Source organism: Aliihoeflea sp. 2WW (assembly GCF_000497755.1).
Lineage (GTDB): Bacteria > Pseudomonadota > Alphaproteobacteria > Rhizobiales > Rhizobiaceae > Aliihoeflea.
Map to the genome: position 1 here is coordinate 21,497 of NZ_AYOD01000001.1, position 20,142 is coordinate 41,638.

The 20,142-nt window shown below is 64.5% G+C and carries 19 protein-coding genes; 10 read left to right on the top strand and 9 right to left on the bottom strand.

Going from position 1 to position 20,142, the window contains the following annotated elements; all coding sequences use genetic code 11:
• Positions 1 to 96: 96 nt before the first annotated feature.
• Complete coding sequence (locus tag ALII_RS0100100; protein WP_024585309.1) at positions 97 to 1,554, bottom strand: TrkH family potassium uptake protein; 1,458 nt, start codon at positions 1,552 to 1,554, stop codon at positions 97 to 99.
• 113 nt (positions 1,555 to 1,667) lie between these two features.
• Between ALII_RS0100100 and ilvA the strand changes: the two genes are divergently transcribed.
• The 3 genes from ilvA (at position 1,668) to ALII_RS0100115 (ending at position 5,878) form a co-directional block, all read left to right on the top strand.
• On the top strand, positions 1,668 to 2,921 hold the full coding sequence (gene ilvA, locus ALII_RS0100105; protein ID WP_029660038.1) for a threonine ammonia-lyase IlvA: 1,254 nt from the start codon (positions 1,668 to 1,670) through the stop codon (positions 2,919 to 2,921).
• A gap of 305 nt (positions 2,922 to 3,226) precedes the next feature.
• Positions 3,227 to 4,588 carry a DEAD/DEAH box helicase gene (locus ALII_RS0100110; protein WP_024585311.1) on the top strand — a complete coding sequence of 454 codons (1,362 nt, stop codon included), beginning with the start codon at positions 3,227 to 3,229 and terminating at the stop codon, positions 4,586 to 4,588.
• Between the two features lie 81 nt (positions 4,589 to 4,669).
• Entirely contained in the window at positions 4,670 to 5,878 is a 1,209-nt protein-coding gene (locus tag ALII_RS0100115) for an MFS transporter (protein WP_024585312.1), read from the top strand.
• Here ALII_RS0100115 and ALII_RS0100120 read toward each other — a convergent pair.
• A complete protein-coding gene (locus ALII_RS0100120) occupies positions 5,875 to 6,882 on the bottom strand; it encodes an alpha/beta fold hydrolase (protein ID WP_024585313.1) in 1,008 nt (335 codons plus the stop codon). The two genes, ALII_RS0100115 and ALII_RS0100120, sit on opposite strands and share 4 nt — an antisense overlap.
• A gap of 93 nt (positions 6,883 to 6,975) precedes the next feature.
• Here ALII_RS0100120 and ALII_RS0100125 point away from each other — a divergent pair, with 93 nt between their 5' ends.
• A complete protein-coding gene (locus tag ALII_RS0100125) occupies positions 6,976 to 8,286 on the top strand; it encodes an MFS transporter (RefSeq protein ID WP_024585314.1) in 1,311 nt (436 codons plus the stop codon).
• Here the strand turns inward: ALII_RS0100125 and ALII_RS0100130 are convergent.
• Together ALII_RS0100130 and ALII_RS0100135 are read right to left on the bottom strand one after the other, a co-directional pair.
• Positions 8,279 to 9,106, bottom strand: coding sequence for an SDR family NAD(P)-dependent oxidoreductase (locus ALII_RS0100130; RefSeq protein WP_024585315.1), 828 nt, complete (start codon positions 9,104 to 9,106; stop codon positions 8,279 to 8,281). The two genes, ALII_RS0100125 and ALII_RS0100130, sit on opposite strands and share 8 nt — an antisense overlap.
• Before the next feature lie 25 nt (positions 9,107 to 9,131).
• Entirely contained in the window at positions 9,132 to 9,770 is a 639-nt protein-coding gene (locus ALII_RS0100135) for a ChrR family anti-sigma-E factor (protein WP_024585316.1), read from the bottom strand.
• A gap of 235 nt (positions 9,771 to 10,005) precedes the next feature.
• On the opposite strand from ALII_RS0100135, the gene ALII_RS0100140 reads away from it, so the two are divergent.
• The 4 genes from ALII_RS0100140 to ALII_RS0100155 are packed head-to-tail and all read left to right on the top strand — an operon-like array spanning position 10,006 to position 13,150.
• On the top strand, positions 10,006 to 11,040 hold the full coding sequence (locus ALII_RS0100140; RefSeq protein ID WP_024585317.1) for a cysteine synthase A: 1,035 nt from the start codon (positions 10,006 to 10,008) through the stop codon (positions 11,038 to 11,040).
• A complete protein-coding gene (locus ALII_RS0100145; RefSeq protein ID WP_024585318.1) occupies positions 11,037 to 11,777 on the top strand; it encodes an alanyl-tRNA editing protein in 741 nt (246 codons plus the stop codon). The genes ALII_RS0100140 and ALII_RS0100145 overlap by 4 nt, the downstream gene beginning before the upstream one ends.
• A gap of 12 nt (positions 11,778 to 11,789) precedes the next feature.
• Positions 11,790 to 12,629, top strand: a complete 840-nt coding sequence (gene sseA / locus ALII_RS0100150) for a 3-mercaptopyruvate sulfurtransferase (protein WP_024585319.1) — start codon at positions 11,790 to 11,792, stop codon at positions 12,627 to 12,629.
• Positions 12,629 to 13,150: a GNAT family N-acetyltransferase gene (locus ALII_RS0100155; protein ID WP_024585320.1), complete on the top strand. Its 522-nt coding sequence runs from the start codon at positions 12,629 to 12,631 to the stop codon at positions 13,148 to 13,150. The genes sseA and ALII_RS0100155 overlap by 1 nt, the downstream gene beginning before the upstream one ends.
• Before the next feature lie 122 nt (positions 13,151 to 13,272).
• Here the strand turns inward: ALII_RS0100155 and ald are convergent, their stop codons facing one another.
• Entirely contained in the window at positions 13,273 to 14,388 is a 1,116-nt protein-coding gene (gene ald, locus ALII_RS0100160; RefSeq protein WP_024585321.1) for an alanine dehydrogenase, read from the bottom strand.
• Positions 14,389 to 14,528: 140 nt separating this feature from the next.
• Here ald and ALII_RS0100165 point away from each other — a divergent pair, with 140 nt between their 5' ends.
• Positions 14,529 to 15,002 carry an Lrp/AsnC family transcriptional regulator gene (locus ALII_RS0100165; RefSeq protein WP_024585322.1) on the top strand — a complete coding sequence of 158 codons (474 nt, stop codon included), beginning with the start codon at positions 14,529 to 14,531 and terminating at the stop codon, positions 15,000 to 15,002.
• 3 nt (positions 15,003 to 15,005) lie between these two features.
• On the opposite strand, the gene ALII_RS0100170 is transcribed toward ALII_RS0100165, so the two are convergent.
• Together ALII_RS0100170 and ALII_RS0100175 are read right to left on the bottom strand one after the other, a co-directional pair.
• Positions 15,006 to 15,413, bottom strand: a complete 408-nt coding sequence (locus ALII_RS0100170) for a type II toxin-antitoxin system VapC family toxin (RefSeq protein ID WP_024585323.1) — start codon at positions 15,411 to 15,413, stop codon at positions 15,006 to 15,008.
• An 8-nt stretch (positions 15,414 to 15,421) separates the two neighbouring features.
• Complete coding sequence (locus tag ALII_RS0100175; protein ID WP_244437230.1) at positions 15,422 to 15,736, bottom strand: type II toxin-antitoxin system Phd/YefM family antitoxin; 315 nt, start codon at positions 15,734 to 15,736, stop codon at positions 15,422 to 15,424.
• 113 nt (positions 15,737 to 15,849) lie between these two features.
• On the opposite strand from ALII_RS0100175, the gene ALII_RS0100180 reads away from it, so the two are divergent.
• Positions 15,850 to 17,826 (top strand): bifunctional 2',3'-cyclic-nucleotide 2'-phosphodiesterase/3'-nucleotidase, encoded by a 1,977-nt coding sequence (locus ALII_RS0100180; RefSeq protein WP_024585325.1) that lies wholly within the window; start codon positions 15,850 to 15,852, stop codon positions 17,824 to 17,826.
• Positions 17,827 to 18,008: 182 nt separating this feature from the next.
• Here ALII_RS0100180 and ALII_RS0100185 read toward each other — a convergent pair whose 3' ends face one another.
• Both ALII_RS0100185 and ALII_RS0100190 read right to left on the bottom strand, forming a co-directional pair.
• Entirely contained in the window at positions 18,009 to 19,262 is a 1,254-nt protein-coding gene (locus tag ALII_RS0100185) for a cyclopropane-fatty-acyl-phospholipid synthase family protein (protein WP_244437232.1), read from the bottom strand.
• Positions 19,263 to 19,288: 26 nt separating this feature from the next.
• Positions 19,289 to 20,137: a DUF1365 domain-containing protein gene (locus ALII_RS0100190; RefSeq protein WP_024585327.1), complete on the bottom strand. Its 849-nt coding sequence runs from the start codon at positions 20,135 to 20,137 to the stop codon at positions 19,289 to 19,291.
• Positions 20,138 to 20,142 lie beyond the last annotated feature (5 nt).

Sequence of the window (20,142 nt, forward strand, 5' to 3'; positions counted from 1 at the left end):
GCGGCGCCTGGCTGAAAAGTCAGCACAACGCTGGTGCCCTCCCTCCCCCTTGTGGGGAGGGATACAGGGTGGGGGTCCGCCAAGAGGACTCTTCCCCTACCTGTTCCAGAAGATCGGCGTGAAGACCACCAGCACGGCGAGGATTTCGAGGCGGCCCATGAGCATGGCGATGGCCATGATCCATTTGGCGGTGTCGGGGATGGTCGCGAAGTTGCCGACCGGGCCGATGACGTCGCCGAGGCCGGGGCCGACATTGGTGAGCGCCGTCAGCGCGCCCGACATGGCGCTGATGAAATCGAGACCCGTCGCCGACAGGAGGATCGTCGTGATCAGCCACAGGATGAAGAACGAGGCGATGAAGAGAACGACGGCGCGCTGCATGGCGTCGTCGACCGGGCGGTCGCCGTAGCGCACGCTTTGCACGGTGTTGGGATAGACGAGGCGGCGCAGGCCGTTCAGCACGAGTTCGAACAGGATCAGGAACCGGTAGGCCTTGATGCCGCCCGTCGTCGAGCCCGAACAGCCGCCGAGGAACATGGCGACGAAGGCGCAGGCGAAGGCGAACGGGCCCCAGGCGGTGTAGTCCGAACTCGCATATCCCGTCGTGGTGATGATCGACATGAAGTTGAAGGCCGAATGCGTCAGCGCATCGACGAAGGCGATGTCGCTCGACAGGCGCACATAGATCGTCACCGCCAGGATGAAGATGAGCACGTAGCCGGCGAAGACGCGCAGTTGCGGATCGCGCAGGGATTCGATGCGCCCGCGCGTGAAGAGCAGGATGACGATCGCGAAGGGCAGGGCACCGATGAACATGAAGACGGTCGCGATCCACAGCACCGGCAGATTGTCGTCGTAGAACGCCATCGAGGCGTCGTGGGTCGAAAAGCCCGCGGTCGAAATGGTCGTCAGCGCATGGTTGATCGCGTTGAAGCCGCTCATGCCGGCGCCCGCATAGCAGATCGCGCAGAGGACGGTGAGCGCGACGTAGATGGCGATCAGGCTCGTCGTGTAGGTCGAGAAGCGCTCGAAGGGCCGGTCCGAGATGTCGGAGGATTCGATCTTGAAGTAGGAGACGCCGCCGACATTGAGGAAAGGGAGGACGAAGAGGCCGAGCGCGATGACGCCGAGACCGCCGATCCATTGCAGGAGCGAACGCCATATCAGAATGCCGGGCGGCAGGGAATCGAGACCGGTCAGAACCGTTCCGCCGGTGGTCGTGATGCCGGAAACCGATTCGAAAACCGCGTCGGTCAGCGATATCTCCAGCGAGGATGTGAGGAACGGGATGGCGCCGACGGTACAGGTGGTCAGCCAGAGCAAATTGACGACGAAAAAGCCGAAGCGTGCGGAAAGAACGGGCGGGCGCCCCTGCGTCGCGGCCGCGACGGCCAGTGCCAGCCCGCCGGTCAGGACCGCGGAGAAGGCGAAGACCTGCCAATCCTCATTGCCGAAATAAAGGTCCACGCCGGCCGGTATGAACATGGCGAGGGACAGGTAGATGGCGAAGATCGCCGCGATGTGGATCGCGGTGCGAATGGCGAGATACTGCACGTCTTCCCCGACTTGACCCCTTGAAGCGGCGCGACAGTGGCTTCCGCGCACCGAATATGCAATAGCGCGGCGGACGCGCCAACAGACAAAGACCGCAGGAAGGTCCGAAGCCTTTGCACCGTGACTTCAAAGCCGACGTTCGACTGGCAGCCGACGCCATGCGCGCGCTCTTTCCCGAGACGCCGCTGCAGGAAAACGCGTATCTGTCGAAGAAAACCGGCGCGCGGATATTCCTGAAGCGCGAGGATTTGTCGCCGGTGCGATCCTACAAGATCCGTGGTGCGTTCAACTTCTTCCGCAAGGTGCTGGAAGCGGGGGCGGGGCCGGAGGTGTTCGTTTGCGCCTCGGCCGGCAACCACGCGCAGGGCTTTGCCTATGTGTGCCGGCACCTCGCCAAGCGTGGCGTCATCTTCATGCCGGTGACGACGCCGCAGCAGAAGATCGACAAGACGCGGCTCTTCGGCGGCGAGTTCGTCGAAATCCGTCTGACCGGCGACTATTTCGACGCCTGCTATCGCGCCGCGCAGGCGTTCGCGGCCGAGACCGGCGGCCTGATGGTGCCGCCCTTCGACCATGAAGACATCATCGAGGGGCAGGCGAGCGTCGCGCAGGAGATCGAGGCGCAGCTTCCGGACGGCGTGCGCGCAGAGCTGATCGTGCTGCCGGTCGGCGGGGGCGGGCTTGCGGCGGGCGTCACGCGCTATCTTGCCGATGCCGGCACGCGGTTCCTGTTTGCCGAACCGGTCGGCGCGTCGAGCCTTCATTCGAGCCTCTCCGAAGGTCGGCGCGTGCGGTTGCCGCAGGTCGACAATTTCGTCGATGGCGCTTCTGTAGCGGAGATCGGCGAAGCGAACTTTGCCGCACTGTCGCACTTTGTCCCGGACGACGTGACCCGCATCCCGGAAAACCGCATCTGCGCGACGATCATCGAGATGCTGAATGTCGAGGGCGTGGTGCTGGAGCCTGCCGGCGCGCTGGCGATCGACGCACTGAAGGATCTTGCTCCGAGCGAGATCGCGGGGAAGACAATCGTGCTCGTCGTATCTGGCGGCAATTTCGATTTCGAGCGCCTGCCGGACGTGAAGGAGAGGGCGCTGCGCTTCGAGGGGCTGAAGAAATACTTCGTCTTCCGCTTTCCGCAGCGGCCCGGCGCATTGCGCGACTTCCTCGACCTGCTCGGCCCCGAAGACGACATCGCCCGGTTCGAGTATCTGAAGAAGTCGGCGCGCAATTTCGGCTCGGTCCTGATCGGCATCGAGACGAAGAACCCGGCGAATTTCGCGGTTCTCGCGGAAAAGTTCGAGGCAGCGGGCTGGACCTATCAGGACATCACCGACAATGAGACCATCGCCGGCCTCATAATCTAAACACAACCCTGTTGTTTTTGCACCGCAGCAAGTTTCGGTTGCATTTGGCAGCGAACAGGCCCATATGAGCCGCACGAGGCGCTTGGGCCGGACTTTCCGGCTTTCCCGAATACGGACTGGTTGCGTCTTTGTCTTGCTCGTTTGCAAGGCAAGCCCGCGGATGACCGCGGCGACGACAGCGCAGCCGCGCGGACCTTAGGGTTCGCCGCCTTGTCGATCCCATTTTGACATATCGCACGCAGGTTGCGCCCTGCGGCATCGAATTTTGCGCCCGGCCAACGCCGCGCGCCAGAAAGAAGACTGTTTTGACGACTGAAAACCAGACTACCACGACCAGCGGTTTCGGCCCCCTCGGCATCGACGGCAAGCTGCTCGAAAGCGCTGCCCGTGCCGGGTTCGTGGAGCCAAAGCCGATCCAGGTTGCGGCCATTCCCGCGCAGATCGCCGGCAAGGACATTCTGGGCGTCGCCCAGACCGGTTCCGGCAAGACGGCCGCCTTTGCGCTGCCGATCCTCAAGCACATCGCCGCGCTCGGCGACAAGCGCAAGGCGAAGACCTGCCGCGCGCTGATCCTCGCGCCGACGCGCGAGCTCGCCGTGCAGATCGAAGAGACGATTCGCGCCATCTCCAAGGGCCTCCACATCTCGACCAGCCTCGTGCTCGGCGGCGTGTCGCGCGGCGGCCAGGTCAAGCGCATGGCGCAGGGCGTCGACATTCTCGTCGCCACGCCGGGCCGCCTGACCGATCTCGTTCGCCAGAACGAGATCGTGCTCTCCGAGACGCGCTGGCTCGTCCTCGACGAGGCCGACCGCATGCTCGACATGGGCTTCATCAACGACGTCAAGAAGATCGCCCGCGCGACGCACCCCAAGCGCCAGACTGCGCTCTTCTCGGCGACCATGCCGAACGAGATCGAGCAGCTCGCCCGCGGCATCCTCAAGGACCCGGTCCATGTCGAAGTCGCGCCGCAGGGCACGACGGCCGCCGAAATCCACCAGAGCGTCGTGATGGCGCGCCTGAAGCAGAAGCGCGACGTCCTGTCGACGATGCTGAAGGACGACGCGATGTCGCGCGTCATCATCTTCGCGCGCACCAAGCACGGCGCCGACCGCGTGACCCGCGATCTCGTCCGTGATGGTTTCGAGGCGGCCGTCATCCACGGCAACAAGTCGCAGAACGCCCGCCAGCGCGCGCTGAACGGCTTCCGCGACGGCGAGGTTCGCATTCTCGTGGCGACCGATATCGCCGCGCGCGGCATCGACGTGCCGAACATCACCCATGTGGTGAATTTCGACCTGCCGGACGAGGCTGAAAGCTACGTCCACCGCATCGGCCGCACCGGCCGCAACGGCGCGGACGGCATCGCGATCACGCTGTGCGATCCTTCCGAGGGCTCCAAGCTGCGTCAGGTCGAGAAGATCATCCGCATGAAGCTGCCGATCGCGGCCGACCATCTCGGCCAGGCCGACCCGGTTCAGCGCAAGTCCGAACCCTTGCCGGAAGAGCGCGAGAATCGCCGTCCGGCCAATGCCAACGGCAAGCCGCGCCAGGGCCGCAAACCCGGCTTCGGCCAGGGCTCCGGCAAGCCGGCGGAGGGCCAGAAGCGCCCGTTCCGCGCCAAGCGCCGTGGCCCAAGCAATGGCGGCGGTTCGCGCCGCGCTGCCTGATTGCGCCTAACGCGTTAATCAACTAATCCGTTTCCCGTCGGCCCCTTGGCCGTACCAATAAATGTCGACGGGAAACGCTTCATGGCTGGCTTGGCCGCTCTTGCGATCGCCTATGTGCTGTCGCAATTCTACCGCTCCTTTCTGGCGGTCCTCACACCGGTTCTGGGGTCCGAGCTCGGGGCGACCAATACCGACCTGTCGCTCGCCTCGGGCGCATGGTTCGCATCGTTCTCGGCGATGCAGTTCGTGGTCGGCGTGTGCCTCGACAAATACGGCCCCAAGCGAACGGCCGCCGTCCTGCTCGCCATCGGCGGCGGGGGCGGGGCGTTTCTCTTCGCTTTCGCAACCCAGCCCTGGATGGTGATCACGGCCATGGCGCTGATCGGCGTCGGCTGCGCGCCGGTGCTGATGGCCTCGGTCTTCATCTTCGCCCATACCTATTCGACCGCGCGCCTTGCGATCCTCACCTCCTGGCTCGTCGCCTTCGGGTCGCTCGGCAATGTCGTCGGCGCCTCGCCGCTGGCGACTGCCGCCGACGCATTCGGCTGGCGTCCGGTGATGATGGGGCTTGGCGTCGTCACGCTTCTGACCGCCTGCGCCATCATGGTGTTCCTGCGCGATCCGCATCGCGACGCGAGCTTTGCGGCGGGGGCGGGTTTCTCCGGCTATCTCGAACTCTTCAAACTGAAGGTCCTGTGGGCGCTGTTTCCGCTGACCGCCATCAACTACGCCGCCGCAGCCGGCATCCGCGGCCTTTGGGCCGGCCCTTATCTCTCCGACGTCTATGGCGCCGATGCGCTGATGATCGGACAGGTCACGCTCTTCATGGCGCTGGCGATGGTGGCGGGCGGGTTCATCTACGGGCCGCTCGACACGATCTTCCGCACGCGCAAATGGGTGGCGATCGTCGGCAATTCGCTCAGCCTTGCCGTTCTCGTCTATCTCGCGCTCAACCCCGTCACGAGCATCGCCCAGACGACGATCATCTTCGTGCTGATAGGCGTGACTGGCGCTGCCTACGGCCTTCTGATGGCGCATGGCCGCGCCTTCCTGCCGGCGCATTTGACGGGGCGCGGCGTGACGCTTCTCAACTTCTTCTCCATCGGCGGCGTCGGCGTCATGCAATTCGCGACGGGGCCGATCGTCTCGGCCAATGCGGTCACGGGCCAGCCGGAATCGGGCTATGCTGCGCTCTTCGCCTTCTATGCGGCGATGCTGGCGATCTCGCTGTTCGTCTATCTGTTCGTGCGAGATGCACGGCCCGAGCGCACGAAACTCGCCACGGCCTAAAGCGCGTTCTCGCGCAGCCAATTGACGCTCGTCTCGATGATGAGCTCGTTGGTCTGCGGCGAAAGCGCATCGCCGGTGATGACGTGGTTCTGCGGGTCGCCGGAGCTTTCGATCAACAGGCTGTCCGAAAGCGCGCCCCAGCGCGCGGCGATGTCGGCCGTCACCTCGGCGTCGACGATCCGGTCGCCCGCCGAATAGACGAAGAAGGCCGGGATGCCGATCTCCTCGACCGGTGCATCATGCGCGAGCTTCGTCAGCGCGGCCATCGGCAGGATCGCCTCGGTCGGATAGCGCGGGGTCCACAATCTGCCATGCGCCTCGTTGCGCGGCGTGAACTGGCGCTCGGCGCCGCTGGCAAGGCGCGCGATCTGCCCACCCCATGGACCGGTCAGGAGCGAGGCGCCCGCCGCGCGGATGCGGTAGTTCGGCGAGACGAGGACGAGGGCTGCGACATCTTCGGACAGTTCGGGCTGCGTCGCGGCCCAGGTCGCAAGGCCGGCGCCGGTGGAGGTGGCCACGACGACGACGCGTGAGCCGAGCCGGCGACCGATCTCGATCGCCTCGGCGTAGTCGTTGACCCAGGCGTTGACGCTTCCCGTCGCCATTGCCGCGCCGTCCTGGCCGTGACCGGTGAGGCGGGTGAAGAAGAGGTTGGCGCCGAGGCGCGATGCGATCTCGTCGGGAACGGGGCGGATCTCGCCGCTCGAGGCGGAAAAGCCGTGAATGTAGACGATGGCGAGCGGCGTGCGGGCCTTGGAGGTTGGGAACGCCCAGACGATTTCCTTGCCGACGCCGTCGCGCAGGTTCGGCACGTCGCGCTCGCGGCCGGCCAGATAGGCTTCGACATCCTCGCCGATCGTTGCCAGATCGAAACGGATGGTCGTGTCGACGGCGACGCGTGGGCCGGCTAGAAATGCCGCGGCGCCGATTGCGGTCAGAAGAAATACGGCGAGGATCGCCCACATCCCGCGCCTGCCTTGCTTGCCCGGCCCTGCCTTCGCCATCCCACCTGCCTCGTCGCGTATGCTTCTGCCATCGAAACCGAATGTGCCTTTTCGGCGTAAACATCAACAGTTCCTGCCGCCTGAAAGCCCGTCATGACCCTGAAGGCATCCCGCCTTGTCCTCTACGCGCTGCCCGCGATCCCGCTCGCGGCGCTGACCCTGCCGCTCTACATCATCGTGCCGACCTTCTATTCGGAAACGCTCGGGCTTTCGCTGGCCTCCGTCGGGGCGGCTCTGCTTTTTGTGCGGCTGTTCGATGCGTTCAACGATCCGCTGGTCGGCTGGATGGCGGATCGCTGGCGGCCGTCCATGGGGCGGCGGCGGGCGACGTTTCTCGCCTCGCTGCCGATTGCGGCGCTTGCCGCGCTGATGCTGTTCTGGCCGCCCGTCGATGCGGGTCCGGGCCATCTGGTCTTCTGGGGCGCCGTGCTTTCGCTGGGCTATACGGCGGCAATCATTCCGCTGACCTCATGGGGCGCGGAGATGGCCGGCGACTATCGCGAGCGGGCGCGGGTGGCGGGCTTTCGCGAGGGGTTCACGCTTGTCGGCACGCTTCTCGCCATCGCGCTGCCCTTCGCCATTGGGATGGAAAGCGCAGGGGGGCTGCACGGCCTTGCCGTCGTCGGAATCGTCGTCGCCGTCCTGCTGCTGGCGCTGGGCGGGCTCACCGTCTGGCGAGTGCCCGAGCCACGCGAATATTCGCGTACGCGGCTCGATCTGCGCGACGGTCTCCTCCACATGGGGCGCAATGGGCCGTTCCTGCGGTTGATTGCTGCGTTTCTCATCAACGGGCTCGCCAACGGCATTCCCGCGACGCTCTTCCTCTATTTCGTCTCCGACCGGCTCGGCCTGCCCGAAATGCGCGGGCCGCTGCTGTTCGTCTATTTCCTCGCCGGCATCGCCGGAATGCCGCTGGCGCTGGCGGCCGCGCGGCGGTTCGGAAAGCACCGCGCGTGGTGCGTGGCGATGCTCTTCACCTGCGCCGTTTTCGCCTTCGCGCCCCTGATCGGGGAGGGCAACTGGCTTGCATTCGCGGCTTTGTCGGTCGCGACGGGATTGACGCTGGGCTTCGACCTCGCACTGCCGGCGGCGATCCAGGCGGACGTCATCGACGTCGACACGGCCGCGTCGGGCGAGCAGCGCTCGGGGCTCTATTTCGCCGCGTGGAGCCTTGCGACCAAGCTTTCGCTGGCGCTCGCGGTCGGGCTCGCCTTTCCGCTGCTGCAATTCTTCGGCTTCGAAGCGGGCGGCGACAATGATGCGCGGGCGCTGGCCGCGCTTGCCGTCACCTATGCGTGGGTGCCGGTGGCGCTCAAGCTCGCGGCGATCGGCCTGATGTGGAATTTTCCGCTGGACGAGACGACGCAGCGGGGATTGCGGTCGCGGATCGAGGCGGTCAGTTGACCGTGCGGCGCTTGTCCTTGCCGGAGGCGACGCGACGCTTGTCCCAGCCGGTCACGCGCTTGACGAGGCGATAATAAAGAGAATCCGGAAGGTAGCCGAACGCCTTGAGAACATAGGACAATCGGCGCGGGAACGAGACCTCGAACCCGCCGGTCTTCAGTCCCTCGACATAGCGCGCGCCGGCATCTTCCACCTTCATCAAGGCGGGCATCGGGAATTTGTTCTTTGCGGTCAGGGGCGTCGCGACGAAGCCGGGATTGAACATCTGGATGCGGATGTTCTGCTTGTCGAAATCGTATTTCAGGCTACGCGCCATGCTGTTCAGCGCCGCCTTGGTCGCGCCATAGGCGGCGGCGGAGGGCAGGCCGAAATAGGCGGTGACCGAACCGGTGATCGCGATCTGGCCGAAGCCGCGGTCGCGCATTCGGTCGGCCACCGGGACGAGGCCGTTGACGACGCCGTAGAGATTGACCGTGAAGGTGCCGTGGAAGTTCGCGACTTCCAGCCGCTCGCCGATGGTCGGCGAATAGGTACCGGCATTGAAGACCGCAAGGACGATGGGTCCAAGTTCGCGCTCGATGCGCTGGACGGTTCGCTCCATGGCGTCCGCGTCGGTGACGTCGCAAACCATCGGCACGATGCGGCCGGAGAGCCCGCTTGCCGCATGCGACACCTCGACCAGCTTTTCCTCGTCGCGCGCCGTGATGGCCACGACATAGCCCTCGCGCGCGAGATCGATCGCGACCTGCCGGCCGATGCCGGTCGAGGCGCCGGTGATCCAGGCGACGCCGTCCTGGGGGCGGGCGCGGTAGAGTGTCATCGGCAAGGACCTTCGGTTGACGGGATCAGGCGCCCAGAATGTCAGTCAGTCGCTGGCCGAGCGGGCCGGTAAAGCGCAGCGGCGCGTCGGTGATCGCAAAGCCGATGCAGGGACGCTCCTTCTCCGCGATCGGGCGGTGGTCGATCGCCTCGTTGGCGACCGAGATGTCGCCGCGTCCGTAGCGACCAAAAATGTCCGTAAAGGCGCCGTCGAGAACCAGCGTCAGTTCCTGCCCCTCATGGGTATGGGCGGGAATCTTGCGGCCGGGCTTGATCCAGAACAGGCTTGCATGACAGCCGTCGACATCCATGTCGTATTCGCGAAAACCGGGCATCTTGGTGCGCCACGGCACCTCGTCGGCATCGAAGCCGACGAAATCGCGCAGTGCTGCCGGGAAGATGCTGGTGGAGCGATGACGGATCGCATCGGCCGGCGGGGCGCTGCCGAAGATGGAGGTGAGGCGCTGGGCGCGATCCGATATCGGCTGCGGCTCGGCTTCCTGCAGCGCATCGGATGCAAGTTCTTCGAGGCCGGCGACGAGGTCGCGATTGATGCTGGTGATCTCGAGATGCGACTGGACGAGGATGTGAGCCGGGTAGGGCAGCGTGCCCGCTGCGTAACGCGCCATCAGCGCGTCGATCGTCTCGATGGTTTCTGCGGTCATTTCAAGCCCCGACTGCGTTGCCCTGGTTCAATTCGGCTCCCGACTCTTCAAGCTGCGGATATTCCGCTTGTTTTCCCAAGATACGGCCCTAAGCGCAATCCGGATCACTGTTTCGGGTCGACATTGCGGCAGGCGCGAACAGTTTTTCGACGGATGGCGTCGGACGCGAAATTCCGTCCTTGAAAGCTTTCCGCAGGGTTTCTAGTTTCGCGGGCAGCAATTCTAAGGATCAATCATGGACCGTTCAGTCATCGACGTCATCGGCAACACGCCGCTGATCAAGCTCAAGCGCGCGTCGGAGGAAACCGGCTGCACCATTCTGGGCAAGGCCGAGTTCATGAATCCGGGCCAGTCGGTCAAGGACCGCGCGGGGCTGTTCATCATCCGCGATGCGGAGAAGAAGGGCTTGCTGCGGCCGGGCGGCGTCATCGTCGAAGGAACCGCCGGCAATACCGGTATCGGGCTGACCGTCGTCGCCAAGGCGCTTGGCTACCGCACGGTCATCGTCATTCCCGACACGCAGAGCCAGGAGAAGAAGGACGCGCTGCGCGTTCTCGGCGCCGAACTGATCGAGGTTCCGGCGGTGCCCTACAAGAACCCGAACAACTACGTGAAGGTCTCGGGACGCCTGGCGGAGCAGCTTGCGAAGAGCGAGCCGAACGGCGCGATCTGGGCGAACCAGTTCGACAATATCGCCAATCGCGACGGCCATATCGAGACGACGGCTATCGAGATCTGGAACCAGACCGAGGGCAAGGTCGACGGGTTCGTCTCGGCCGTCGGCACCGGCGGTACGTTGGCAGGCGTCGCGGCGGGGCTGCGGATGAAGTCCAACGGCGTCAAGATCGCGCTTGCCGATCCGCTCGGCGCGGCGCTTCATTCCTATTACACGAATGGCGAACTGAAATCCGAAGGCTCGTCGATCACCGAGGGCATCGGGCAGGGCCGCATCACGGCGAACCTCGAAGGTTTCCAGCCCGATTTCTCGTATCAGGTGCCGGACGACGAGGCGCTGCCGATCGTCTTCGACCTCGTGCAGGAAGAGGGCATGTGCCTCGGCGGCTCATCCGGCATCAACATCGCCGGCGCGATCCGCCTCGCCAAGGAGATGGGGCCGGGCCATACGATCGTGACGATCCTCTGCGACTATGGCACGCGCTACCAGTCGAAGATGTTCAACCCGGACTTCCTGCGTGGCAAGAACCTGCCGGTGCCGGGCTGGATGGAAAGCGAGAGCAAGATCGACGTGCCGTTCGAGGACGTCGCCTGATGGCGATGACGGAAGCGCTGTTTCGCGACGACTCCTATCTGCGTGAAGCGGATGCGCAGGTCGTCTGGGTCAATGAGCGCGGCGGCATTCTCCTCGACCGCACCATCTTCTACGCCACATCCGGCGGCCAGCCGGGCGACACCGGCCGCATCCTGCGCGCCAGTGGCGAGGCGGTTGAGATCGCCGGCACGATCACCGGCGAGACGAAGGAGGAGATCATCCACCTTCCGGCGCTCGGCCAGCCAGCCTTGGAGGCGGGCGAGGCGGTGACGCTTCGGATCGACTGGGAGCGGCGCCACAGGCTGATGCGGATGCACACGGCCTGCCATCTGCTCACCGTCATCTGCCCCTATCCGATCACCGGCGCGGCCGTGTCCGAGGAGGACAGCCGCGTCGATTTCGACCTGCCCGATGCCGGCTTCACCAAGGAAGAGGTGACGGCGAGGCTGCAGGAGCTGATCGCCGCCGACCACCCCGTCTCGACCCGCTGGATCGGCGATGACGAGCTGGCGGCGAACCCATCGCTGGTGAAATCGAAGAACGTGCGTCCGCCGACCGGATCGGGTCGAATCCGGCTGGTGCTGATCGGCGAAAACGGCAGTATCGACAGCCAGCCTTGCGGCGGCACGCATGTGCGCTCATTGGGCGAGATCGGCGCGATTCATGTCGGAAAAATCGAGAAAAAAGGCCGCGAAAACCGCCGATTCCGGCTCCGTTTCGGTCCATTGCCAGCGTAAACGAGGTGAAAACTGATGGAAACGAGCCCGTTTGTCGTCGATTTCGACTGGCTTGAAGGCAAAATCGGGACTCCTGGCGTCGCGATCGTCGATGCCTCCTGGTATCTGCCGGCGCAAAAACGCGATGCAAGAAAAGAGTACGATGCCGCCCATATTCCCGGCGCGGTGTTCTTCGACCAGGACCTCGTGGTCGAGCCGGACAGTGAACTGCCCCACACCTTGCCGTCGCCGGGCGTCTTCGGCCAATTCGCCGGTTCGATGGGCATTTCTGCAGATGACACCATCGTCGTTTATGACGGGCCGGGCATGTTTTCCGCGCCGCGCGTCTGGTGGATGTTTCGAATCATGGGCGCAAGGCAAGTCTTTGTTCTGGATGGCGGTTTCGACCGTTGGAAGGAGGAGGGCCGATCGGTCACGGACGAACCGACGAAGATCGCGCCGAGCTTCTTCGATACGGATTTCGACGAGGCGCGCGTGGCACGGCTGGACGACATGCGCGCGCTGGTGGGCAACGGTCAGATCGCAGATGCGCGGCCGGCGGGGCGGTTCGTCGGGACGGACCCCGAACCGCGCCAGGGCGTGCGCAGCGGGCACATGTCGGGCGCGGTGAACGTGCCTGCGTCGGGGCTGTCGCGCGAAGGAAAGCTTCTTCCGGTCAACGAGTTGCGGGCTCTTCTTCAGGACAGGGGCGTCGATCTCGAAAAGCCGGTGGTAACGAGTTGCGGCTCAGGCGTGACGGCGGCGGTCATCACGCTGGCGCTCGAATCGGTCGGGCATACCGACAACAAGCTCTATGACGGATCGTGGACCGAGTGGGGCGGGCGATCGGACACCCCTGTCGAGACCGGGTGATGGCGGGCCGGCTCAAAGCGCGGATCACCCATCTCGAAATGACCGAACGGCCGGCGGCACGCATAGCCATGCCGCACGGCCAGCGCGTCGCGCTGATGCGTGCCCGCGAGATGCCGGTCTCGTTCTACCGCTATCTTTATCGCGAGGTCGGCAAGCCGCATCACTGGATGCTGCGCCGGGAAACGCCGGACGACGAACTTCTTGGGATCATCCGCTCGTCGGAAACGCAGATCGAGGTGCTCTATGTCGATGGATGCCCGGCAGGGTTCTGCGAGCTCGACCTTTCGCAAAAACCCGATCAGGCGGAAATCCTCTATTTCGGCCTGATGCCGGAATTCCAGGGGCGGGGACTGGCTAAGTTCTTCCTGTCCGAGGGCATTCATGCTGCGTGGGATCACGATCCAGCTAAGGTGACGATCCACACCAACACGCTGGACAGTCCGCGCGCACTCCAGCTTTACCAGCGCATGGGGTTTGCTCCATTCGGCTTCGACGAGGAAGACGTCGAGCCCTGGAACTGAAATGCGAAAGCCCGCCGATCTTGCGATCGGCGGGCTTCGAGGACATCGGATGGCCGAATGCTGGATACCAGGTTTCGGTCCGATGCATCGCTGCGGGGGAGGAGGGTCCGCAGCGAAGAGGATCAGGCGGCGAGTGCCTTCTGGACGTCGACCATCTCGTAACCGAGCGCCTCGGCCACCGGCGCGTTGGTGATGCGGCCCTTGTGGACGTTGAGGCCGTTGCGCAGGTGCTTGTCGTCGAGGATTGCCTTGAGGCCGCGATCGGCGAGCTGCAGGCCGTAATGCAGCGTCGCATTGTTGAGCGCGTGGGCTGAGGTGACCGGCACGGCGCCGGGCATGTTGGCGACGCAATAATGGATGATGCCGTCGACCTCGTAGGTCGGATCGGCATGGGTCGTGGCGTGCGACGTCTCGAAGCAGCCGCCCTGGTCGATCGCGACGTCGACGAGAACCGCGCCCTTCTTCATGCCGGACAGCATCTCGCGGGTGACGAGCTTCGGCGCCGCTGCGCCGGGGATCAGGACCGCGCCGACGACGATGTCGGCCGAGAAGCATTCTTCCTCGAGCGCCTCGACGGTGGAGAAACGGGTGTGGACGCGGCCGCCGAAAATGTCGTCGAGCTGGCGCAGGCGCGGCAGCGAGCGGTCGAGGATGGTGACATCCGCGCCGAGGCCGGCGGCCATCTTGGCCGCATGAAGGCCGACGACACCGCCGCCAATGACCGCGACCTTGCCCGGCAGAACGCCCGGAACGCCGCCCAGAAGAACGCCGCGGCCGCCATTGGCCTTCTGCAGCGCCGTCGCGCCGGCCTGGATCGACAGGCGACCGGCGACTTCCGACATCGGCGCGAGGAGCGGCAGGCCGCCGCGATCGTCGGTCACGGTCTCATATGCGACGGCGGTGACGCCGGATTCGATCAGGCCCCTGGTCTGTTCCGGATCGGGCGCGAGGTGGAGATAGGTGTAGAGAATCTGACCTTCGCGAAGCTGCACCCATTCGGAGGGCTGCGGCTCCTTCACCTTCACAATCATGTCGGCCTTGGTGAAGACCTCGGCGGCGGTCTTCGCGATGGTCGCGCCGGCAGCTCGGTAGGCGTTGTCGTCGGCGCCGATGCCCGCGCCTGCGCCGGTTTCCACGATCACGTCATGGCCGTGCGCGATGTATTCGCGCACCGAACCGGGGGTAAGCCCGACGCGATATTCGTGGTTCTTGATTTCCTTCGGGCAACCGACGCGCATGGGAGTTCTCCTCTGTCCCTGAATTGCGCGCGAGTCTAAGGCCGGAAGCGTCGAACGGGCTTGCGGCGACGATTGCGGAATCATGGCGAAACGGCGTATCGTTGCGCCTTGCGCACGAAAATAGGTGATTCCTGCGAATGATGCAGCTCGACAAGACGGATGTCGCCATTCTGGAGACGCTTCAGGCGGAGGGGCGAATTTCGAACGCTGCGCTTGCGGACAAGGTGGGGCTGTCGCAATCGGCCTGCTCGCGCCGCCTCGACATCTTGGAAAAGAACGGCGTGGTGCGCGGCTATCATGCGCGGCTTTCCAACGCCGCGCTCGGCCACAAGATGACGGCGATCGTGCACATCTCGCTGTCCGGCCAGTTCGAAAAGACGCTGGCCGATTTCGAGAGCGCGGTGAAGCGCTGCCCGAACGTCTTGTCGTGCCATCTGATGTCCGGCGAATACGACTACATCCTGCGCATCGCAGCGAAGGACCTCGCCGACTATGAGCGCATACACCGCGATTGGCTGACGGCGATGCCGCACGTGACCAAGATCAACTCGTCCTTCGCGCTGCGCGAGGTGATCGACCGGACGACGATGGGCATCGATCCGGAACTGGCGTGACGATCAGGTTGCTACAAAGGGGTCGAATGTCTCGATAGCGAATGATTGGAAGTCTCGTGTGTTGCGGGTGACGACGGTCAACCCATGAACCGTTGCAGTCGCAGCAATCATCGCGTCTTCGTACAGCGTCGCGGACCGTCCGAGCTTCAATTGCGCCCAAATACGAAAGGTTTGGGCGTCCATAGGCAGGACGTTGAACGTTCGAAGTATCTCTTCAAGCCAGACGTCGAGGCTCTCGCTCTTGGCCGGATCGCGCTGGCGAGTGAGTTCGATGCCCCATTGGATTTCTCCAGCCGAAACCGCCGAAATGTGAAGTGCAGAATTATTGACCGATTCCAGCCACGACAAGACTGCGCCATGCGGGCGCAGCCGACGCGTCTCTGAAATGACGTTCGTATCAAGAAGGTACATCGCGCGTCTTATTCGAAATGCGGAGGCTTGCGCCAATTTCCCTGGCCGCGCTCCGGAATCTCGAAATCGAAACGCGGCTGCTCGGCTAGAAGAAGTTCCTTCAGCGTGCGTGGCGCGGCGCCGGTCAGTCGCTTCCATTCGTCGATAGGCACCATGACCGCCATGTCGACGCCGCGGCGGGTCACCATCTGCGGGCCTTCCTTTACGGTTGTCGCCAACAGGTCGCTGAAACGAGCCTTTGCATCCTGAACGGGCCAGCTCTTCATGAGTATCATCCTGACTAGTCTGGAGACTAGTTTAATTGCCGGCAGCGCGAGTTGCAAGATTGCGCCTCGTCATTCCCCCGTCACCAAAAATTGCTGGACTAGCGGTTCTTGCGACGTTCAAATCGCGGCGTCGTCATTCGACCAACGAAAATCTTCAGACGGAGAACCCCATGTCCGCCACGCTTCACCCGCTGTCACGCCGCGCGTTTCTTGCAGGGTCGGCTGCCGCCGGCGCGCTGATCGCGCTTCATCCCTTCTCGGCGCGGGCGCAAGCCAACCAGGCGCATCTGCGCATCATGGAGACGACCGATCTCCACGTGCACGTGTTCCCCTATGATTATTACGGCGACCGGCCGAACGACACGATGGGCGTTGCGCGTACCGCGACGATCATCGACGAGATTCGCGCCGAGGCGACGAACTCGATGCTGGTCGACAATGGCGATTTCCTGCAGGGCAATCCGATGGGCGACTATTACGCCTATGAGCGCGGCATGAACGACGGCGACGTGCACCCGATCATCAAGGCGATGAACGTGCTCGGCTACGACTGCTCGACGCTGGGCAATCACGAGTTCAATTACGGGCTCGAATACATGCAGAAGGTGCTGGACGGGGCCGATTTCCCGTTCGTTTGCGCCAATGTCGCCAGGGGAACGCTGGCCGACAGCCCGCTCGACGACGATCTTCTGGTCGAGCCCTACATCATCCTGGAAAAGACGGTGGTCGACGGCGCGGGCGAGGAGCATCCGATCAAGGTCGGGCTGATCGGCTTCGTGCCGCCGCAGATCATGACCTGGGATTCGCGCCATCTCGTCGGCAATGTCGAGGCGCGCGACATGGTGAAGGCGGCGGAGGCCTGGGTGCCGAAAATCCGCGAGGAAGGCGCCGACATCGTGATCGCGCTTTCGCATTCGGGCATGGGGCCGACCGAATATGCCGAGAACCTCGAAAACGCCTCGATCCTGATCGCGGGCGTCGAGGGCATCGACGCGATCGTGACGGGTCATGCGCATCTGGTCTTCCCCGGCGCCGATTTCGAGGAGACCGAAGGGCTCGACAATTCGGCCGGGCTCATCGGCGGCAAGCCGGGCGTGATGGGCGGGTTCTGGGGCTCGCATCTCGGCCTCATCGACCTGATGCTGGAGCGCGACGGAGAGGCGTGGAAGGTGGTCGCGTCGACGTCCGAGGCGCGGCCGATCTTCGAGCGCGTGGAACGCGAGGTTAAGCCGCTGGTCGAGAGCAAGACGGACGTCGAGGCGGCGGTTCAGGAAGACCACGACGCCACGATCGAATATGTGCGCACGCCGGTCGGCCAGACCTCGGCGCCGCTCCATTCCTATTTCGCGCTCGTCGCCGACGACCCATCGGTGCAGATCGTGAGCCAGGCGCAGATCTGGTACATCACCGACATGCTGTCTTCGACCGAATATGCCGACCTGCCGGTGCTTTCGGCGGCGGCGCCGTTCAAGGCGGGCGGTCGGGGCGGGCCGGAGTACTATACGGACGTTCCGGCCGGCGACGTGGCGATCCGCAACGTGGCGGACCTCTATCTCTACCCCAACACGGTGCAGGCGGTGGTGATCACCGGCGCGCAGGTGAAGGAGTGGCTGGAAATGTCGGCCGGCATGTTCAACCAGGTCGAGGCGGGGGCGAGCGACGCGCCGCTGATCAACCCGGACTTCCCCTCCTACAATTTCGACGTGATCGACGGGGTGACCTACAAGATCGACCTGTCGCAGCCGGCGAAATACAACAAGGACGGGGAGGCGGTGAATGCGGAGGCAAACCGCATCGTCGACCTTTCCTTCGACGGGCAGCCGATCGACCCTGAAGCGCGCTTCGTCGTCGCGACCAACAATTACCGCGCTGGTGGCGGCGGCAACTTCCCCGACATCGCGGCCGACAAGGTGGTCTACGAGGCGCCGGACACGAACCGCGACGTGATCGTGCGCTACATCGTCGAGGAAGGCACGATCAACCCGGCCGCCGACGCCAACTGGTCGTTTGCGCCGATGGAGGGCACGACCGTCGTGTTCGACACAGGACCGAAGGCACGCGAATTCATGGCCGAGGTCGAAGGCGTGACGATCGAGGAGGCAGGCGAGGGCGAGAACGGGTTCGCCCGGTATCGCATCACACTCTAGGGCGGGCCGATATTCGGCCTGAGCGGCCTGCAAATGGCAGATTTCTGCGCTTCCGGTGCTCATGTACCCAAATGTACATTCTGCTCCGGTTCTCGAAATCTGCCATTTTCGGCACGCACAGACCCGAATCTCAACGCAGCCTGCGATGGGCGTGTGTCGGGTGGCCGGGGTCTTCTGGCCCGTTACTTCTGGTAGATGACCTGGCGGACGTCGATATATTCGGCGCGGAAGCCCGCCTCGCAATAGTGGAGGTAGAACTCCCAGAGCCGTTTGAAGCGGTCGTCGAAGCCGAGAGGGACGATCTTGTGCCAGGAGGCGTGGAAGCGGTCGCGCCATTCGGCGAGGGTGCGGGCGTAGTCCTGCGGGAAGACGCGCTCGGCGGCGAGTTTCAGGCCGTGATCGGCGCCAAGGGAGCGCAGGATCTGCGGCGAAGGGAGCATGCCGCCGGGAAAGACGTAGCGCTGGATGAAGTCCGGCCGCGCGCGGTATGACGGGAAAATCTCGTCCTTGATGGTGATGATCTGGAGGCCGGCCGCGCCGCCGGGCTTGAGGCAATCGCGCATCTTGGAGAAGAAGACCGGCCAGTATTTCTCGCCGACGGCCTCGAACATTTCGATCGAGGCGATGCGGTCGTAGCGGCCGGTCTCGTCGCGGTAGTCCTGGAACCTGATTTCGACCCTGTCGGACAGGCCCGCTTTGGCGATGCGGGCGGTGGCGAAGTCGTGCTGTTCGCGGCTGATCGTCAGGCCGGTGACCTTGCAGCCGATCTCGCGGGCGGCGAACTCGGCAAAGCCGCCCCAGCCGCAGCCGATCTCCAGCACGTGATCGTTCGGGCCGATCCCGGTGTCGCGGGCAAGCGCCCGGTATTTTTCCGCCTGCGCGCCTTCGAGGTCGTTCGCGCCGGAGGCGTAGAGCGCCGAGGAATAGGTCATCGAGGGGTCGAGCCATTCCCGGTAGAAGGCGTTGCCGAGGTCGTAATGGGCGGAGATGTTGCGCTTCGAGCCGGACTTGGAGTTCTGGTGAAACCAGTGACGCAGGCGCTGGAAGAGAGTCAGCATGAAGTTCGCGCCGCCGGCGACCTTCTCGCCCGCCTCTTCGTTGACGACGAAGAGTTCGAGGAAGGCGGTGACGTCGGCGCTTTCCCAGTCGCCATCGACATAGGATTCGGCAACGCCGATCGTGGCGCCGGAAAAGGCGCGGCCGACGAGATTCCAGTTGTTGAGGCGGACATGAGCGTCGGGACCGGGTCCGTTGCCGCCGACTTTCAGGGCGCGGCCGTCGGGAAGCTCGACGGTGAGCGCGCCGTGCGGCATCGACATGCCGACCTTCAGCGCCATGCGGGCGCGGGTCGGCAGGCCGCGTGTTGCCTGAACGAAATTCGCCTCGGTCAGGACCGTGGGATCGGCCTTCGGCTGCAATGTCGCGATGTCTTCCATTCCCTCCAACCTCATGTCGTCGGCCGTCATTTTCCGGCCGGCAGAGCCGGTGCCTCGTCGCGGAAGCTGACCGGCTTCGGCGGTGGCGGGCTCGTGTGGAAGCGCGCGCCCTTGAGCCAGAGCTTCAGCGCTTCGTAATGTATCCCCGCGATCACTTTCCATGTCATCAGCGGCGTGCGCAAGAGGGTGCGCGCAAGGCCGCGCGTCGTCAGCTCGCGGTGCTCTCCGGCGAAGGTTGCCGACAGGAGCGGCGCGCCAGCTTCGGTCTCATGGATGCGCAGGCGCACGACCTCGCCCGGCGGCAGGACGCGGAAATGGTAGCGCGCGCCCATGTCGATGAAGGGCGAGACGTGGAAGATCTTGGTGCGCTCCTGCCGGATGCCGGCTTGCGTCAGGTCGCCGTCCTCGACCCGGGCGACATAGGTGTGGCTTTCGCCGAAGGTGTTGCGGACGGCGTAGATCAGGGCGACGAGCTCGTCGTCCGCGTCATAGGCGAAGTAGACCGAGATGGGGTTGAAGACGTAGCCAAGGATGCGCGGATAGGCGAGGAGCAGCATGCGGCTGGCGCGTGCGGGCAGGCCGGCATCGGCGAGAAGCCGGTCGGCCTTCTGGCGCAGCGTCTCGCCTTCGCGATCGGCGTGGTCCGTCTGGTGGAACGAGACGAGGCCGGGGCGGTCGACGGAAAACAGCGCCGACTGGCGGCCGGCCTCTTGAAGGCGGTCGAGATCGAGGAGCAGCGAGAAGACGCGGTAGGTGAAGCGGTGCGCGAAGGGCTTCATGCGCGCGTGCATCACCTCGCCGGCGTAAAGCGATGCGGCGGCGGCGGGCGCCGCGCCGTTTGCTTCCATGGTGGTGATGCGCTCCTTGCGGATCATGATCG

Bases quoted from the DNA above. Each gene is read 5' to 3' on its own strand.
- ALII_RS0100115 (WP_024585312.1), top strand. From the start codon at position 4,670: ATGGCTGGCTTGGCCGCTCTTGCGATCGCCTATGTGCTGTCGCAATTC.
- ALII_RS0100120 (WP_024585313.1), bottom strand. From the start codon at position 6,882: ATGGCGAAGGCAGGGCCGGGCAAGCAAGGCAGGCGCGGGATGTGGGCG.
- ALII_RS0100125 (WP_024585314.1), top strand. From the start codon at position 6,976: ATGACCCTGAAGGCATCCCGCCTTGTCCTCTACGCGCTGCCCGCGATC.
- ALII_RS0100130 (WP_024585315.1), bottom strand. From the start codon at position 9,106: ATGACACTCTACCGCGCCCGCCCCCAGGACGGCGTCGCCTGGATCACC.
- ALII_RS0100135 (WP_024585316.1), bottom strand. From the start codon at position 9,770: ATGACCGCAGAAACCATCGAGACGATCGACGCGCTGATGGCGCGTTAC.
- ALII_RS0100140 (WP_024585317.1), top strand. From the start codon at position 10,006: ATGGACCGTTCAGTCATCGACGTCATCGGCAACACGCCGCTGATCAAG.
- ALII_RS0100155 (WP_024585320.1), top strand. From the start codon at position 12,629: ATGGCGGGCCGGCTCAAAGCGCGGATCACCCATCTCGAAATGACCGAA.
- ald (WP_024585321.1), bottom strand. From the start codon at position 14,388: ATGCGCGTCGGTTGCCCGAAGGAAATCAAGAACCACGAATATCGCGTC.
- ALII_RS0100165 (WP_024585322.1), top strand. From the start codon at position 14,529: ATGCAGCTCGACAAGACGGATGTCGCCATTCTGGAGACGCTTCAGGCG.
- ALII_RS0100170 (WP_024585323.1), bottom strand. From the start codon at position 15,413: ATGTACCTTCTTGATACGAACGTCATTTCAGAGACGCGTCGGCTGCGC.
- ALII_RS0100180 (WP_024585325.1), top strand. From the start codon at position 15,850: ATGTCCGCCACGCTTCACCCGCTGTCACGCCGCGCGTTTCTTGCAGGG.
- ALII_RS0100185 (WP_244437232.1), bottom strand. From the start codon at position 19,262: ATGGAAGACATCGCGACATTGCAGCCGAAGGCCGATCCCACGGTCCTG.
- ALII_RS0100190 (WP_024585327.1), bottom strand. From the start codon at position 20,137: ATGATCCGCAAGGAGCGCATCACCACCATGGAAGCAAACGGCGCGGCG.